Source organism: Mobiluncus curtisii ATCC 43063 (assembly GCF_000196535.1).
Taxonomy (GTDB): Bacteria; Actinomycetota; Actinomycetes; order Actinomycetales; family Actinomycetaceae; genus Mobiluncus; species Mobiluncus curtisii.
In genome coordinates, this window is record NC_014246.1 from 1,831,427 (window position 1) to 1,848,121 (window position 16,695).

At 54.6% G+C, this 16,695-nt stretch carries 11 protein-coding genes and 1 tRNA gene; 10 read left to right on the top strand and 2 right to left on the bottom strand.

What is annotated here, in order from left to right:
- Positions 1–87 precede the first annotated feature (87 nt).
- The 7 genes from cmk to HMPREF0573_RS07970 all read left to right on the top strand — a co-directional run bounded on the left by cmk (position 88) and on the right by HMPREF0573_RS07970 (position 8,446).
- Entirely contained in the window at positions 88–813 is a 726-nt protein-coding gene (gene cmk, locus HMPREF0573_RS07940) for a (d)CMP kinase (RefSeq protein WP_013189513.1), read from the top strand.
- A gap of 42 nt (positions 814–855) precedes the next feature.
- The gene (gene der / locus HMPREF0573_RS07945) at positions 856–2,427 is read left to right on the top strand and encodes a ribosome biogenesis GTPase Der (RefSeq protein ID WP_013189514.1); all 1,572 of its coding nucleotides are present in this window, start codon (positions 856–858) and stop codon (positions 2,425–2,427) included.
- Between the two features lie 113 nt (positions 2,428–2,540).
- Positions 2,541–2,614: transfer RNA gene (locus tag HMPREF0573_RS07950), tRNA-Pro, on the top strand.
- A 412-nt stretch (positions 2,615–3,026) separates the two neighbouring features.
- Complete coding sequence (locus HMPREF0573_RS07955; protein ID WP_013189515.1) at positions 3,027–4,634, top strand: methyl-accepting chemotaxis protein; 1,608 nt, start codon at positions 3,027–3,029, stop codon at positions 4,632–4,634.
- 17 nt (positions 4,635–4,651) lie between these two features.
- Entirely contained in the window at positions 4,652–6,382 is a 1,731-nt protein-coding gene (locus HMPREF0573_RS07960; protein WP_013189516.1) for a methyl-accepting chemotaxis protein, read from the top strand.
- Between the two features lie 78 nt (positions 6,383–6,460).
- Entirely contained in the window at positions 6,461–6,895 is a 435-nt protein-coding gene (locus HMPREF0573_RS07965) for a hypothetical protein (RefSeq protein ID WP_236589612.1), read from the top strand.
- Positions 6,896–7,516: 621 nt separating this feature from the next.
- Positions 7,517–8,446, top strand: a complete 930-nt coding sequence (locus HMPREF0573_RS07970; RefSeq protein ID WP_004010704.1) for a hypothetical protein — start codon at positions 7,517–7,519, stop codon at positions 8,444–8,446.
- Positions 8,447–8,649: 203 nt separating this feature from the next.
- On the opposite strand, the gene HMPREF0573_RS07975 is transcribed toward HMPREF0573_RS07970, so the two are convergent.
- Entirely contained in the window at positions 8,650–10,488 is a 1,839-nt protein-coding gene (locus tag HMPREF0573_RS07975) for an AMP-dependent synthetase/ligase (protein ID WP_004010703.1), read from the bottom strand.
- 169 nt (positions 10,489–10,657) lie between these two features.
- Between HMPREF0573_RS07975 and HMPREF0573_RS07980 the strand changes: the two genes are divergently transcribed.
- Entirely contained in the window at positions 10,658–12,034 is a 1,377-nt protein-coding gene (locus HMPREF0573_RS07980) for a hypothetical protein (RefSeq protein ID WP_236589609.1), read from the top strand.
- 54 nt (positions 12,035–12,088) lie between these two features.
- Here HMPREF0573_RS07980 and glnA read toward each other — a convergent pair whose 3' ends face one another.
- Complete coding sequence (gene glnA / locus HMPREF0573_RS07985) at positions 12,089–13,510, bottom strand: type I glutamate--ammonia ligase (protein WP_004006868.1); 1,422 nt, start codon at positions 13,508–13,510, stop codon at positions 12,089–12,091.
- Between the two features lie 296 nt (positions 13,511–13,806).
- Between glnA and HMPREF0573_RS07990 the strand changes: the two genes are divergently transcribed.
- Together HMPREF0573_RS07990 and HMPREF0573_RS07995 are read left to right on the top strand one after the other, a co-directional pair.
- On the top strand, positions 13,807–14,913 hold the full coding sequence (locus tag HMPREF0573_RS07990) for a thiamine ABC transporter substrate-binding protein (protein ID WP_041798049.1): 1,107 nt from the start codon (positions 13,807–13,809) through the stop codon (positions 14,911–14,913).
- Between the two features lie 27 nt (positions 14,914–14,940).
- Positions 14,941–16,644 carry an ABC transporter permease gene (locus HMPREF0573_RS07995; RefSeq protein WP_013189520.1) on the top strand — a complete coding sequence of 568 codons (1,704 nt, stop codon included), beginning with the start codon at positions 14,941–14,943 and terminating at the stop codon, positions 16,642–16,644.
- Positions 16,645–16,695: the final 51 nt, after the last annotated feature.

The following is a 16,695-nucleotide window of genomic DNA, read 5'->3' on the forward strand; positions in this document are numbered from 1 at the left end:
GTCGGTAAGATGGACTTGCCTAGGGCATTCCGGTTTCAATGTGGAATACTGGATTCTCGCTTAGTATCTGGAAAGTGTAGGGGATTGATGGAATACGCGAACTATGAGGCATTGCGCGAAAAGATTTTGGGACGCGGGGTAGTGGTCGCCATCGATGGACCCAGCGGTTCGGGCAAATCCACCATTTCGCGAAACGTGGCGGCAGCCCTGGACTTGGGCTATCTCGATACGGGAGCGATGTATCGTGCCGCGGCTTGGGGAGTGGAGCACCGCGGGGTGGATCTCAACGATTCAGCAGCCATCGCTGCAGCGGTGCGGGAAATGAAACTTACGGTTAATGCAGTACCGCACGCCCCACGGATTTTTGTGGACGGTATCGACGTTATGCACGTGATTCGCACGGATCACATCAATACCATCGTGTCATCCGTCTCGAGCGTGCCAGAAGTGCGTACTGTGCTGATTGCCCTGCAGCGCGACATTATCGTTCAAGCGCGCCAATCTACCCGGGGTATCGTGGTGGAAGGTCGGGACATCACCACCGTGGTCGCGCCCGATGCACAAGTGCGGATTCTGTTGACTGCCAGCGCGGAAACGCGGGTCAGTCGGCGGGCGTTGGAGGATCAAGGTGATGCTCGCAGTGAAACTTTGGATCGGGAACGCGCCCTGGTTTTAGACCGTGATGCTCGCGATGCCAAGGTCACTTCCTTCCATACGGCTGCCGATGGGGTGACCACGTTGGACTCTACCGATTTGAGCGTGTCGCAAACTTTAGATACCGTTATGCGTCTGATTGATCAAGCGACAAATTGAGGCTTGGCACGAATTGGCCAGGCAGTAACGCACGGGGGGAAGATGACTGAGAAAACCACCGGAGACGCCGGCGACTCGACAGCGGTAGACCAGACCAAACCGAGTGCGCCCAATGGCGAACTTCCGGAAGTTGCATACGAAAACTTTGTCGATGACGGCACGGTAGACCCTGCGGATGCGGCGCGGGAGGCGATGCTGCGCGAGGGTTTGCAAGATTATGATTTGGAGCCGGAGGACTTGGATTTGCTCTCCGGAGACATGTCTCTGGATGATGCCGGACTGCACGCTGTGCCAAATTGGCCTACTCTCGCCGTGGTGGGGCGTCCCAATGTTGGTAAATCCACCTTGGTGAATCGAATCTTGGGACGTCGCGAAGCCGTGGTACTGGATGAGCCGGGAGTGACTCGGGATCGCGTCACGTACGATGCTCATTGGAATGGGCGCAACTTTCACCTGGTTGATACTGGCGGCTGGGACGTCGGGGTTTCCGGGCTGGATCGGGCGGTTGCCGACCAGGCTGAAATCGCAATTGACCTGGCGGATGCCGCTCTGTTTGTGGTGGACGCGAACGTGGGGGCAACCGCTACTGATGAGCGTTTGATGAAGCTGCTGCGACGCGCGGGCAAACCGGTGCTGCTGGTCGCCAACAAGGTGGACTCGGAGCGTCAGGAGGCCGATGCTGCCGCCTTGTGGAACCTCGGCATGGGTCAGCCCTACCCGATTTCTGCCTTGCATGGGCGCGGGACGGGAGACTTGCTGGACGCTATCCTGCAGGTATTGCCTGAATCTGGAGCCACACAGGTGACTCGTGCCGAAGATTCAACGCCTCGAGTCGCCCTCGTGGGGCGTCCCAACGTAGGCAAGTCCTCACTGCTCAACTCCCTTTCTGGGGCGGGACGAGCTGTGGTCTCAGAAGTTCCCGGCACCACCCGGGATCCGGTGGATGAGGTCTTGGAGCTGGACGGACAGCAGTGGGTTTTTGTAGATACCGCGGGGGTGCGCCGACGGGTTAAGCGCAGCGTGGGGGCAGATTACTACTCGGTGTTGCGCACCCAAGCTGCCATCGAAAACGCCGATGTGGCGCTGGTCTTGTTGGATGGGGGAGAACCTCTCACTGAGCAAGATGTGCGGGTCGTAAACCAGGTCATCGAAGCGGGGCGGGCCTTAGTGCTGGTGAACAACAAGTGGGACCTGGTGGACGAATACCGTCAGGGTGAGCTGAAATACGAACAAGAATCGGACTTGGCACATGTGTCCTGGGCGCCAAAGATTAACATCTCCGCAAAAACTGGCTGGCACACGAACCGAATTACCAGGGCGCTGCGAGCCGCTTTGGAGGGATGGACGATTCGTATCCCGACATCGCGTTTGAATGCGTTTTTGGGTGAATTGGTCGCGGCTCACCCGCATCCCCTGCGTGGTGGCAAACAGCCGCGGATTCTCTACGCCACCCAGGCGGGAGTGTGCCCGCCACGTTTTGTTCTGTTTACGACCGGTTTTTTGGATCCGCAGTACCGGCGTTTCATCGAACATCGCCTGCGAGATGCCTTCGGTTTCGTGGGAACTCCGGTGCGCATCGGGGTACGGGTGCGGGAAAAGCGGAAAGGTCGCTAAGAATTTTTCCGCGTATTTTCAACGAATTATCTATATTTTGAGCGTTCGGGGCGGTGGCGTTTTTCCCTTCGGTGTTCAATAGGGTAAAGTATCCATGTTGCCTGGAAGGCAATCGGGCTGTGGCGCAGTTTGGTAGCGCACTTGACTGGGGGTCAAGGGGTCGCAGGTTCAAATCCTGTCAGCCCGACCGATAAACTGGTTGTGACCTGCAAGAATACCTGAGTTTGTGGTATTGAAAACCGTTAAGATTCACTCTGATTTAACAAAAACTCAACGATTTTGTGCACTTTCAACCAATTTTGGTGCGAAGCGCTCTCAAATGCTGGCGCATACCCGGAGCATGAAACCACTGCCTCTGTGAATCATGGGATTGTTCCGCCATCAAAGGCGCGATTACTCAATGAAATCGAGCCTATGGTAGACGACTAACGCCCGTATTGAAAGGGGAATGAAACCCCTGACACGTCAATGTACGTTTGATAAGCCAAAGTTTTTTATAGCTATTGTTATGGTGTTAATCTTTACTGCGAAAATCTGAGTTGTGCCGAGTTCTGCTGGGTCGACTAATCGAGTTTTTCCCTAGCTCAAGGAGTGGCGAATTGAATAAAAAGTTCCGTTTTACTATTGCTGTAAAGACAGCTCTAGCGTCCGTAATCGTTGCTGTATTGCTGCTAATTATGTTGATTTACATGATTATTTCGGTGCAAGCATACGGCGGTGCATTTAGGACTGAAAACGATAATTTCAAGAACATTTCTGCCATAGAAGACTCACGCTTGACTTGGATTGGGATGCGAGCTGAGGAGTCCAAGCTGGCAACTCAAGTCCAGACTTGGGAATTGACGGCGGTGGGCGCGGACAATCCTAACGCCACCGCAGTCGCTACTGCCCTGGAACGCGTTGACTCAGATTTGAAACAGCTAGAGGCTTCTCCATTGACCGGGGAACAAAAGCAAATGGTCTCTGACATGGAAACTGCAGCGGCTGAATACGCTAAACGGTGGCAAGCGTTCATCACGAATGTGTCCACGGACCGGGTTGCGACTGCTGCCGCCGCCGATGAATTTGGTATCTGGCAAACTGATCACGCCTACGAATTTTCAGATACGGCGGCAAAACTCCTGAATACTTATGGGGAGCGCAGCCAAAATGCAGCCAGCCTACGTGACAAAATCGAAAAGACAGCTATCGCATTTGCTGGTGTGCTGCTGGTAGTCGGTCTGGTTATTGCCATATTTTCAACCAAACGCATAGTAAATTCCTTGACTCGGGCTTCTCAGGTGCTCTCCGAGGGAATGGATATGCTGGCTGATGGCGATTTTACGGTGGAGGTGCCCAGAGTTAGTTCTGACGAAGTCGGAGATATGAGCGAAGAATTTAATTCGGCTATGGGGAGGATGCGTGAAGGCATTCGCTCGACAGTAGTTTCCGCACAGGAAGTTATGGGGGTCACTCGGGATATTTCGGAGGGCTCTCGCGGAGCCGTTGAGGCAGCTCGTCGGGGTGCTGACTATATCAACAGCGGTGCTGCGGCGGCGGAACAGGTTTCTCATTCGATTCAGACGGTGGCTGCTGGAGCGGAACAGATGAGTGCTTCTATTCGGGAGATTTCGGCTAATGCGAATTCTGCTGCCGAGGTGGCGAAAGAGGCTTCTGAAGTGGCGGTACAGACCAATGAGACGGTGGCGAAGTTGGGGGAGTCTTCGCGTGAGATTGGTGAGGTTATTGGGACGATTACCGCGGTGGCAGAGCAGACTAATTTGTTGGCTTTGAATGCGACCATTGAAGCGGCGCGAGCTGGTGATGCTGGTCGCGGTTTTGCGGTGGTTGCTTCTGAGGTGAAGGATTTGGCTGCGGAGACTGGACGCGCGACTGAGGACGTGGCGTTAAAGGTTGAACAGATTCAGCTTGATACGCAGGCAGCGGTGTCGGCTATCGAGGAAATTTCGGGGATTATTGCTTCGATTAATGATTACCAGACGACGATTGCGGCGGCGGTAGAGGAACAGACTGCTACCACTAATGAGATGTCGCGTTCGGTTTCGGAGGCAGCGGATAGTTCCACGACGATTGCGGAGAATGTGGCGCATATTGCAAAGCAGACTAGTGAACTGGCGGATCGGTTCACTGGGGTGGATGAAAAGATGGGTCGCTTGAGTGGTCAATCGCAGGATTTGGTTTCCCGCTTGAACGAGTTGAAGCACTAGGAGAGGGAAAAGAAAACATGACTATTGAAACGCAAAGCATGAACGACGCAAAGCTTAGCCTGACCAACGATACAGCGAGAACCCCGAAATTAGCCGAAAATAAAAACCAGAGTAACAGCAATGGTCAAAAAATGCGGCGAATTCCGCTGCTGGTGCAGATTGGTACGATTGGCTTCTCTGGCATAGTGGGATTGCTAATTATGATGCTGGTCTTTGTGATCGGGATTAATATGTATGCTGGTTCCGTCAGGGTGTACTCCCAAGTGCAGAATGAAGTCCAGACTGCGCGTAGCTTTAACCACGACATGCTGCGGCTGATAGTGGCACAAAACGAAGTCAAACGCCTTTCGCTGCTGAAAACAACGATTACAGACGAACTGCGAGCCACGCTAATACAGGAGCACACCAAGGAAGTCAATCACTATATTGAGCTGACGGACAAGAGTATCGAGAAACTCTCCAGTATCAATGACCCGCAGATAGCGAATATGGTCAAAGAAACCGCAGAAGTAACCAAGGAATTCCACGAAGCTTCACAAAAAATCACCAAGCTATACGGAGAACGCAAATATGCCGAGGGTGATGCAATCGACGTTTCGCAATACGTCGACAAACTCAACACGATGATTCCCGAAATCGTGAATGTGTGCGTTGACAAGATGAATAATGTAGTTAAACAGGTCGTGAAAACCAGTTTCACGATGATTGCCGTGATGCTAGTGATTTTCGTGGTGGTTTTGGGGATTTCCCTGCTCTCCGCGATGCTGGTACGCCGTACTTTGCGTCGCACGGTGCGTTCTGCTGGTGATGCAATTGGAGCGATGGCAGCGGGTGATTTGACAGTTGAGGCGCAGATTCTTCTGAACGATGAAGTCGGTGACGTGGCGCAGAAACTCAATGATACACAGTCGGCTCTGCGGGGTATTGTGGGTTCCGCTGCAGAGGTAGCGGGGGAAGTTAAATCGGTGGCTACCGAAGTGGGTACGGAAATCGATTGGGCACATGAAAAGACTCAAGAAGTTATCGCGCAGACAGAGGTGGTAGCTGGAGCGGCAGGTGATGTGACCCAGTCTATTCAAACTGTCGCGGCTGGTGCCGAAGAAATGGGTGCATCTATTCGAGAAATCGCGTCTAATGCGAATGAGGCTTCGCGGGTAGCTAATGATGCGACTGAGGTGGCGAAGCGGACTAACGAGACCGTGGCGAAACTGGGCGCATCTTCACGTGAAATCGGTGACGTAATTAAAACCATTACTGGGATTGCCGAGCAGACTAATTTGTTAGCTCTAAATGCGACGATTGAGGCGGCGCGAGCCGGAGAGGCTGGTAAGGGCTTCGCAGTGGTGGCTGGGGAAGTCAAGGATCTGGCGCAAGAGACTGGTAAGGCTACTGAAGAAATCACGGCAAAGATTACCGCGATTCAGGCTGATACGGATGGGGCAGTGGCTGCTATTGAGCGAATCTCGGAGATTATCCAGCAGATTAATGATTTCCAGACGACAATTGCAGCGGCGGTAGAGCAGCAGACATCTACGACAACGGAAATGTCACGCTCTGTACAAGAAGCCGCCACCGGATCCGGAGAAATCACCCAGACGGTCTCTGAGTATCAGTCGATTGCGGAAAATGCTGGTCAGGGCGTGATGCAGCTGCAGGAGGCCACCAAAGGTTTGGTTTCTGCAGCGCATACTATGGATGGCTATATTTCTCAGTTTACTTATCAGAAATCTGAAGCGATTGCGAAATAGCTTATCGTCTATCGCATTTGCTTGGTGTTTCCGTTAATTCGGATTTCGCGAATGTGGAATAGTCATGAAAATTTAAAGGTGTTAAGTTTTTCCTTGATGCCTAAAAGAGCAAGTCCTTGGTGCGTCATAACCCGAAGCGCGAAGCATGAATTGCTAGACGCTTCGGGTTATGACGCCCTCTGTGACACGGGCTTTGTGAGAGTGGCTTTGCTTCATACTGATAGCGAGTATCCCGGCTGCTTCTCTGGCTATATCGATGCAGTGGGCTCATTAGTTCCACATTTGGCTTTTGCTCATCACCAGTTCCTCGTGATCTTGAAGGGAATCAAGCTAGCGCGCGTCGACGCTGTCAAGATTTCCCGCAGCGGCATCTCGAGTGCATCCAAAACCGTTGCATTATTGTCTTTGCAAGCCGGTAAGGGCGGATGTCCCGGCTTCCAGTTTCGTGAGAGTAAAATTTGTCTCCCAACGTTAGCTATCAATGGATACTCCAAACAGCTGATTAATTTTTGAAATTTGTTCACCAGATAAGTCCGAGAAGCGTGACGCAGTGAGCAATACAGAGCGATGTTTATCCTTAAACTCACCCCTTATCTGAAGGTCGGCTGAAAAATCACCCAAATTCACCGAGTGTTCCTGAGTGCCTGAGTATTTTTAGGAAATCTCTGGGGAAATCAGTGGCGACATCGGGGAAATTTTTGAATGTTCCCGGCGTGTCGGATTGGTCAGAACCGTCCCGAAATTAGAAATGCCGTTTTATCTGGGATTATGGCTAAAAACTTGGCGGTTCAAAAGTGCAAATGAACAAACAAAAAAGATTTTAATGTCAGGTCAAAAGACACCCCTAGTCGAACTTTGCGAATGTGATACTGCTCACATTTATGTACTATCTTTTACCGCTCGTAAAGGTTTTAAATGTTGATAATTCAGCGATTTTTCCTGTCACCCAGCTTAAAACTTGCTGAGATGCAAAATTTGACCCCATTTTGGGGTACCTACAGCAGGAATCAATCCGCATCATGGCGCCAAAAGGGGCTATACTTATGGGTACAGGTTGCGGAAAGACGGAAAACCGGATGGAAACAACCGAGGAGCGATATACAGGGTATCGCTGGAGCATGGAGGTCTCCGATTATGAAGAACACACATAAGCTTTATGCCGCAGGAGGCGGCTTACTTATAGCCGCGATGATGGGTTTCGCCCCGTCTTTCGCAGATGATGGCACCCAGACCGCATTGGAAGCGGATCCGGCCATCGAGGTGGCAGGTGCAACTGCCGCAGATAATGACATTACGGTCGCTGGTAGTGAGGCTGTAACTGAGGAGAATGCCAAGGCGCAGGATGCTCAGGCAGAACCGTCTGCTACCGAGGAAGCAACTTCCGAGAAGCCTGCTGAGGCTGCGGAACCTGCTCCGCAGGAAAGCACCTCGGCTGATGAAACTGCTGCTGCGGGTACGTCTGAACCGGCTCAGGAACAGACCACTCCGGCAAAAGATGACGCTGCTGCTGAGGAAGCTGCTCCTGCCAAAGAGGTAGAGGCTGCTGAGCCCGCCCCGGCGCAGGTAGTGCCCGTTACTTACGTGGTACCTCACTACAGCGCTATGGACGCGGATGCTGCTCCGGTAGCCGAACCTGATCCTCAGGCTCCTGCTCCCTTGCTGACCATGGCAAAGACCGACAACAATCCGCAATCTGATCCCAATAGCCAGCGCCAGGTTGCTTGGTTTGAACTTCCGGAACCTGCCGGTCCGGCTCTGGTTCCCGGACAGTCCACTCCGCTGTTGAACGCAGCTGTTTCTGAAGCTCCGGCTGTCAATGCGAACGTGGTTCCTGCCACCGCAGTACAGACCTCAGCCGTGCAAGCAGCTCCTGCTCAGCAGGCGCAGATGAACCGGGCTCAGACCGTTGCCGAAGCCGGCACCTTGAGCCGCTCTCTGGCACGCACCGGTTCCATCGCCCAGTACGCCGCGCTGCTCTCCGTAGCAGCCTTGATTGCAGGTGCTGGATTGCTGGCTGGCGCAGTTGCTACCACACGTCGTCGCGCTAACGCGATTGAAAAGTAACTCGTTCAATCAGAATTACTGAAACACCTCCACAGTTTGGACCCGCCACGCGCGGGTCCAAACTGATTTAACTGTCTAGAGCTCTCTCAATGAAATCGCGTGTGGGTTTCAACCTGACTAATTTCAGGCAGCACGGAGCTATCTAGCTTCCGTGATAATGTGCACAGGACTATTTCGCGTGTAAGACTGTTTAGAACACAGGACTATTTCGCGTAAATGGCTTCGATTTCCTTGGCGTATTTCTTAATGACCTGTTCACGACGAACCTTCAAAGAAGGAGTCAAGAGACCGTTATCCACGGTAAAGTCGCCGATAATAACACGCACCTTGCGAATGGATTCCGCCCTGGAGACACTGGCAGATGCCCGCTGGGCACCCCGCATCAGAGATTCTTGAACGGCGGGATGAATAGCGGCAGTAGCCGGATCCATGGGCGGAAGTTTGTGGTTGGCGAGCCATGTCGGCAACATCTCACGATCCAGAGTCACCAAAGCCGACACGAAAGGTCTCTTGTCTCCGATGACGACCACATTGGAAACCAGAGGATGACCCCGGAACGAGTCCTCCAATGGTGCAGGGGATACGTTCTTGCCAGAAGCAGTCACAATAAGTTCTTTCTTGCGTCCGGTAATGCTGAGATATCCGTCGTCATCTATTTCGCCCAAGTCTCCACTGGCGAACCAGCCGTCAGAGTCCAAAACTTCGCCAGTAGCCTCGGGGTTATTACGGTACCCACGCATCACGATTCTGGAACGAACAAAGATTTCACCGCTGGCGTCAATTTTTAGTTCCACGCCGGGCAAGGGACGCCCTACGGTGCCGATTCGGATGTTACCGGGAAGGTTCCCGGTCGCCGGACCAGCAGTTTCCGTCAAGCCCCAGCCTTCAATCACGGTTAAACCTACGCCACGGAAAAAATGTCCCAGACGCGCCCCGAGAGGAGCCCCGCCACTGATGACCCACCGGCATTCTCCACCCATGAGATCCAATAGTTTAGAAAACAGCAACTTATCAGCAATGGCACGCGACCGATGCAAACGGAACCCCACAAACTTTCGATTCGGATCGTTGAGAGCCTCTGAATAGTGAATGGCTTGCGCGGCAGCCCAGTTAAAAATGCTGTGCTTTAAGCCACGACCAGCCTTGACTTGAGCTGCAGTGTAAATTTTTTCCAGAACTCGTGGCACCACGATCATGCTGGTGGGGCGGAATGATTGCAGGTCGTTCAACATGTTTTTCACATTTGGAACGCAACCCAGCACGCCGCGACCCGAAAGCACCGTGTAGGAGCTGAAGCGGGCGAACACGTGAGCCAGTGGCAAAAACAGCAGCAGACGGGTCTTTTTGTTGTCGACGACTTCAGGCAGACTGTCCCCAATCATTAGCGCCATATAAACGAAGTTACGCTGGGTCAGTTCTACACCTTTCGGTCTGCCGGTAGTTCCAGAGGTATAGACGATAGAGAGTAGAGAATCAAGGTTGACTGCGGATAAACGTTCCTTAACTTCCTGTTTCCGGACGTTGGTGCCCTTGAGACGAATTTGGTCCAGCGCACCGTCTTGGATAGCTGCCACCCCGCAATCCACAACTCGTCCCGTAGACTCAACCAAACGGGCTTGGGTCGCAGTTTCAGTAATCACCAACCGCGCCCCGGTATCCTCCAAGATCCAGTCCACTTGGGATGCGGAATCAGTCTCATAGATGGGCACGACGGTTAAGCCAGCTGATTGGGCAGCATAATCTAACAGCACCCACTCGTAGGAGGTCCCTGCCATAATGCCGATGCAGTCTCCGGACTCTAAGCCCATTCCGATAAGCCCGCGCGCTACATCGATAATTTGGTTCGCCATCGTCGAGGCGGTGATTTCTTCCCAACCGTCACCAAAAGGCTGCGGACGCATCATCACGACGGCTTGGGGAGTGCGCCGGGCACGGGTGAAAAACAGCGCAGGTATGGAATCATTGGGTTCCAAACTGATTTGGGCGGGGGTGGCGTAATAATTTGTGGTCAACAGAGCCTCCTGAATCAATAGGTTTAACATACCGCAAAATACGTCGAAACACTTTACATAGCATTTGGCTTAACCTGCCAAAATGATGGATTTTGTCTCGGGGGAGTCTCATAATGAAAGCAACTGAGCCGATATGAGGGATGTCAGTTCGGTAGGTGAAACGTTTCAGATAAATTTATTTGAGAGAGAGGGAAGGTTCATGAGCATACCTGCGGTCGGTCCCTCCTTTCCGCTAGGCAATGCGGGTGTTGCTAATGCTGCAAATGCTGCTAACGCTGCCCCACAAAATGCCAGCACTGCCGCACAAAATGCGCAAGCGGCGGTCAACAATGCAGCTGCTAATATGGGGGCAGCCGCTCAACAAAATCTGAGCGCGACCGGCTTGCCCGCTCCGCAAAACTCTGCCGTCATCGCCAATGTAACGGCAGGTCTTGCTTCGGCACAAAATAATTCCGCCGCGTCCAGCGGGAAACCCAATACGACGCCGGCACAATCCAACGCCTCACCGGCGACTCAACTGCTGCCCAACACGGGAACTTCCGGCGCCAACCTTGACTCTGCACTGCAAAACTCACGCAGTGCCTGGCAGAATGCCGCTGGGCAGGCAGCGGGTCAAAGGCCCGCTACAAATCCAAATTCTTTGGCGCGAATGCTGCAATCATTTTCCCAATCCACGGTGTCTCCCGGAACGGTGCAAACGTCTTTGGGACGCGCCCAAATAATTCCTCCCGGGCAAGGGGCAAACCTTTATGCCGCAGTGCAAAGTGGAGGTACCACCACCGCGGCTAACGCGGCTTCTGCCGCAGGAACCGCTAATCCGGGCACTACGGCGGCATCCGCTTCAGCTCAATCCGCCCCGCCCACACAGGCAAACAGTGCTGCTACAGCAACTCCAGGCTCAGCAGCAGTCCCGCAGACAGCCGCCGGTGCAGCGACTTTGCGAGCGGAAGGAGCACAGACCCAGGCTGCTCCTGCTCCCACGCGCCCCGCGGGTACACTCGCGAGCGCTCCTGGCGGAACAGCAGTCCCGGCAGCCTTACCCGAAGCAGCGGTACGTCAAGCCAATGCTGCCCAAGCCAGCGCACAGCAAGCCGTGACCCAGGCAGCGGCATCCGAAGGAGAAGGAAAAACTGCAGCTGCCCATCCCCAAAGCCAGGCACGCAACGCCGCTATACTACCCGACGCCAATCCGGCTCCCGCGTTACCAGCTCCCTTGACGCCCCAGGACCCAGCACCGAAAGCCGGTCAGCTAGGTGCCAGCGTCGCCGGGGTGTCGGAAGATCCGGTCTATATGAGCCAAGTCGCGGCAGCCAGCGGATTTGGGGCGAAACTGCAGCAGACCCTAAACCTGAACCTCGGCATTGCCAACCTCACGGCCGGCAATCTCATCAGCCTGTGCGGCGTGTTGGTGATAACCCTGGTTGTGATGCGGGTGTTCGTCGACGGCGTGGTTGCAGAGGAAATTGTTGCCCTGAGCTTTGCGACAATCATCGGGATTATGCTGTTAATAGGACCACGGTTGATGCGTGAAAACCCTCGCGATAAAAATGCGCCACCGCCACCCCGAAAGAGGTGACGGCAACGCGGAAATGCCGCAGGACCCTCGTGAATCCAGGCGAAATCGCGGCTATCAGCAGTTGTAGTACAGCTCAAACTCAAGCGGGTGAGGATGCACGAACAGCTTTTGCACCTCATTTTCGCGCTTCAAGCGTATCCATGTCTCTAACAGGTCCGTGGTGAAAACGTCACCTTCGGTCAAGAATTCGTAGTCATCCTCCAGGGCATTCAGAGCCAAATCCAACGACGGTGGCAGTTTCTCGATATCGCGGTATTCCTCGGGAGGAAGCTCGTAAAGGTCCTTGTCGATAGGGTCGGCAGGTTCGATACGATTGCGGATTCCATCCAGACCAGCCATCAGAATGGCGGGGAAAGCCAGGTAAGGGTTCGCAGACGTGTCCGGCACACGGTACTCGACACGCTTTGCTTTCGGGGAAGTGCCGGTGACCGGAATACGAATGCAAGCCGACCGGTTACGCGCGGAATACACCAGGTTCACGGGGGCTTCAAAGCCCGGAACCAAGCGGCGGAACGAGTTGATGGACGGGTTCGTAAACGGCAGAATAGCGGCGGCGTGACGCAGCAACCCGCCGATAAACCAACGTGCCATGTCAGACAGACCGCCATAGCCGTTTTCGCCGTAGAACAGGGGATTGCCGTCTTTCCACAGAGACACGTGGCAGTGCATACCCGAACCGGCCTGACCCCACAGCGGCTTCGGCATGAAAGTGACGGTCTTGCCCAGTTCGATAGCCTTGTTTTTCACGATGTATTTGAACACCGTGAGGTTGTCTGCGGCGTGCAGCAGAGTGGAATAGGTGTAGTTGATTTCCTGCTGACCCGACGCCCCGACTTCGTGGTGAGCACGTTCGATTTCGAACCCCGTCTCTTGCAAGGCGCGCACAATGGCGTCACGGTCATCAGCGGTGGCGTCCATCGGGGGGACGGGGACGTAGCCGGCTTGGAAAGGCATCTTGTTGCCCAAGTTGTGCCCGTCCTCCCAATCGCCGGAGGTCTCCGGCGATTCCCGAGAACCAATTTTTACGAAAGTATCGTGGGGATCCGTGCGGAACTGGATGGAATCAAAAATGTAAAACTCCGGTTCGGGAGCCAGGAACGCTGTGTCGGCGATACCGGTGGACTTCAGGTAGGCCTCTGCCTTTTGCGTCACGCCACGCGGATCGCGAGAAAATGGTTCGTTCGTGAAGGGATCCACGATGGAGGAATACAGCACCAGAGTCGGCTCCTTACGGAAAGGATCGACGAAGGCCGCGGTGGGGTCGGGAATTAGCTTCATATCGGATTCATGAATCGCGGTGAAACCATTAATGGACGACCCGTCAAACATCATCCCCTCGGTGAGGGTTTCCTCAAGCATATTGGTGGGGATGGTGAGGTGCTGCATAGTTCCATAAAGGTCGGAAAAGCGCACATCGATGAAACGAATGTTTTTTTCTTTGACAAAGTTAATTACTGATTGTGAATCATTAAACATGCCGGAACCTCCTGCAAGGTAAAATTTATACATATTTACCATTCTATTTTTACCTTTCCCCCAGGGGTCCGCCAAATCGGCGCGCCCACAGATTTTGTCTGGTGATGGCATATACTTAGAGGCACGACAGGGGAGCGAAATTCGCTGAGAGTGCCGAGTCTTAATGCGTAGCATGTGGCGGGCAGACCCTCGCACCAGGCAAGTAATGTTGCCGAGGAAGTCGAGTAAAATCTCGGTTCACGTCGCTCAGGACGTGAACTTTTCCCCTGCTCTTACTGATTCTAGAAAGGGCAGATATGTTTTCTATTACTCGGGGACAAGCCTCGTCCCGGACTTTGGCAGTGTTGGCTGCAGCAGGGATGTGCGCGGCTTTGCTGGCGGGCTGTACCGATTCCCGTCCGACCAGCAGCGCCACCGGCACACCGGGAACTGACAGTAACAAGTCCAGCGGCACGGTGACCCTTGTGACCTATGATTCATTCCCGTTGAGCGATGAAACTGCCGCCGCCTTTACCGACAAAACCGGTTACAAGCTAAAGGTCGTGAAAAATGGCGACGGGGTAGAGCTGACTAACAAGCTGATTTTGACCAAGGACGCGCCGTTGGGTGACGCCGTGTTCGGTTTTGATAACAACACTGCTCAGGCTGCCGTTGATGCCGGAGCCTTGGCTGATTTCACCGGGAAACTCGCTCCTAGCGTGCAAAAGTTGCGCGGGGATTCAAAACAATTGGTCCCGGTGGATCGTGGCGAGGTTTGTGTGAATTACGATGTCTCTTACTTCCAAAAGAAAGGTCAGCAGCCTCCGGCGACTTTCGATGACCTGACAAAGCCGGAATACAAAAATCTGACCGTGGTAGAGGATCCTCGTACGTCCACGCCGGGTCTGGCTTTCCTGCTGTCCACCATCAAAGCTAAGGGTGAAAACGGGTGGATGGATTACTGGAAGTCACTGAAAGCAAACGGGGTGAAGTCCGTAGGCTCCTGGGATGATGCGTTCAACGTTGACTTTACGGCAGGTTCTAATGACAACGGTAGCGCGGCGTATCCGATTATGGTGTCCTATGCGTCATCTCCGGCTTGGGCAGTCAGTGATGACGGGAGCGTTTCTACTATCGGGAACGTGCCGGCGACTTGCTATCAGCAGGTTGAATACGCCGGGGTACTGAAAGGTGCCAAGAACCCGGCGGGCGCGGCGGCGCTGGTTCAGTTCTTGACCGAAGAAACAGCGCAAAAGGACCTGACCGAGAACAACTACATGTACCCGGTGCTGGATTCGGTACAGTTGCCCGAACCGCTGGCGAAGTTCGGCGCCCCCTCTGGTCAGGCTGCCGTGCTGAAAGAAGCCGACGTGGTTAAGAACCGCGAAGCCTGGGTACGTTCCTGGGCCTCGATTATGGGCTAGGCGCCCCGAGCGTTCGAAAGGCGATAAATGGAAAAGACAGCCCCCAGGGTGGCTCTAGCGGTGATGGTGTTCCTGCCGCTGGCTTTCCTGGGGCTGTTTTTTCTGTGGCCGACCCTGCGGATTATCGGTCTGGGGCTGAGCGGCACGGCGACCGGTCTGGGTTCGGGTGGGACTGCCTGCGTTGGCGGGTCGCTGCGCGAGATGCTCGGTCGAACCCGGACCTGGACGACGCTGTTTTGGACCCTGGAAATGGGTTTGCTGGGGACAGTATTCTCAGTGTTTCTGGGGGTCGCCGGGGCGTGGGCGCTTTACGGGCTGAGGATTCCGGGACGCCGAGTGTGGCGCACCCTGACCGGGGTGCCCTTCGTGCTGCCATCGGTAGTGGTTGGCGTAGCATTCCAGAATTTGTTGGGTCCGGGTGCCCCCTTGGGTTTCCTGGGACTTTCCGAGAGTCGCGCCGCGATTATCTTGGCGATGGTGTTTTTTAACTTTTCCCTGGTCGCGAGGATAGTCGGCAACGCCTGGATGCGTTTGGATCCGCGTCCCGCACAAGCCGCGCGGGCATTGGGTGCCAGTCCGGCTCGGGCGTTCCTGACCGTGACCTTGCCCCGGCTGGGACCGGCGATTTTTGCCGCAGCTTCGTTGGTGTTCCTGTATTGCATTACGTCTTACGGTCTGATTCGGGTGCTCGGTGGAGTAAAAATCACGACGTTGGAAGTCGAGATTTACCTGGAAACTGCCAGCTATCTCAATCTTTCAGGAGCCGCGGTTTTGTCCATCCTGCAAATTCTCATCGTGCTGGCAGCTTTGGGGATTAACGGGGTCGCGCGGGCTCGCTTCGAGCGCGCGGGGGCGCTGCGCACCGTGCCGCCCCGGCGGGTGCGCCGTGAGGACACTTTCGCGCTGGTCTTGACGGGTCTGGGGATTCTGTTAGTGGCAGTGCCACTGGTTTTCATGGTGGTGGCTTCGCTGCGTCTGGCAGGTCGCTGGACACTGGCAAACTATCAGGCATTGGGACAGCCGGGAATCGTGGCGCAGCTGCCGGGCACGGCTTGGGGAGCGTGGGGGTATTCCCTGCAGGTGGCGTTACTCTCATGCGTGATTTCCCTGGTCATGGGGTTATCGGTGGCTCTGGTCGTGTCGCGCCGAGTGCCGCTGAATTCGCGGTGGCGCGGGGCTCAAGAACTGTTCGATATGCTGTTTTCCTCTCCCCAAGGCGTCAGTGCGGTCACGGTGGGGTTCGGAATGCTGATAACTTTGCAGGCTCCGCCACTTTCCCTGCCCGCTAACGCGTTGTTTTTGGCAGCTGCACAAGCGGTGGTGGCGGTGCCACTGGTGTTACGCTCGGTCTTGCCGACCTTGCGGGCCATCAATCCACATCTGCGAGAAGCGGCAGCGACTCTGGGGGCAAATCGGCTGCAGTCTTTTGTCACCGTCGAGTTGCCCGTTTTGGCGCGGGTCAGCGGGGTCGGGGCTGGCTTTGCTTTCGCGATTTCCCTGGGCGAGTTCGGGGCGACCAGTTTCCTGGCCAGACCGCTAGAGCCTACGCTCCCGGTAGCAATTTTTGCTTTGAGTTCCCGTCCGTCCGCGCAGGCACAAGGGGCGAGCGCCGCCGCGAGCGTGGTGCTGGCGCTGACTTGTGCGTTGGTGATGTTCGTGGCAGAAAACGGTTTTGCCACGGCTACGCGAGGTTTGCGGTGGCGACTTAAACTGTCCTCGAAGGGAGAATAAACACGTGAACGAAACTGCCCACCCGGGCTTGTGCCTGCGGCAAATCACATT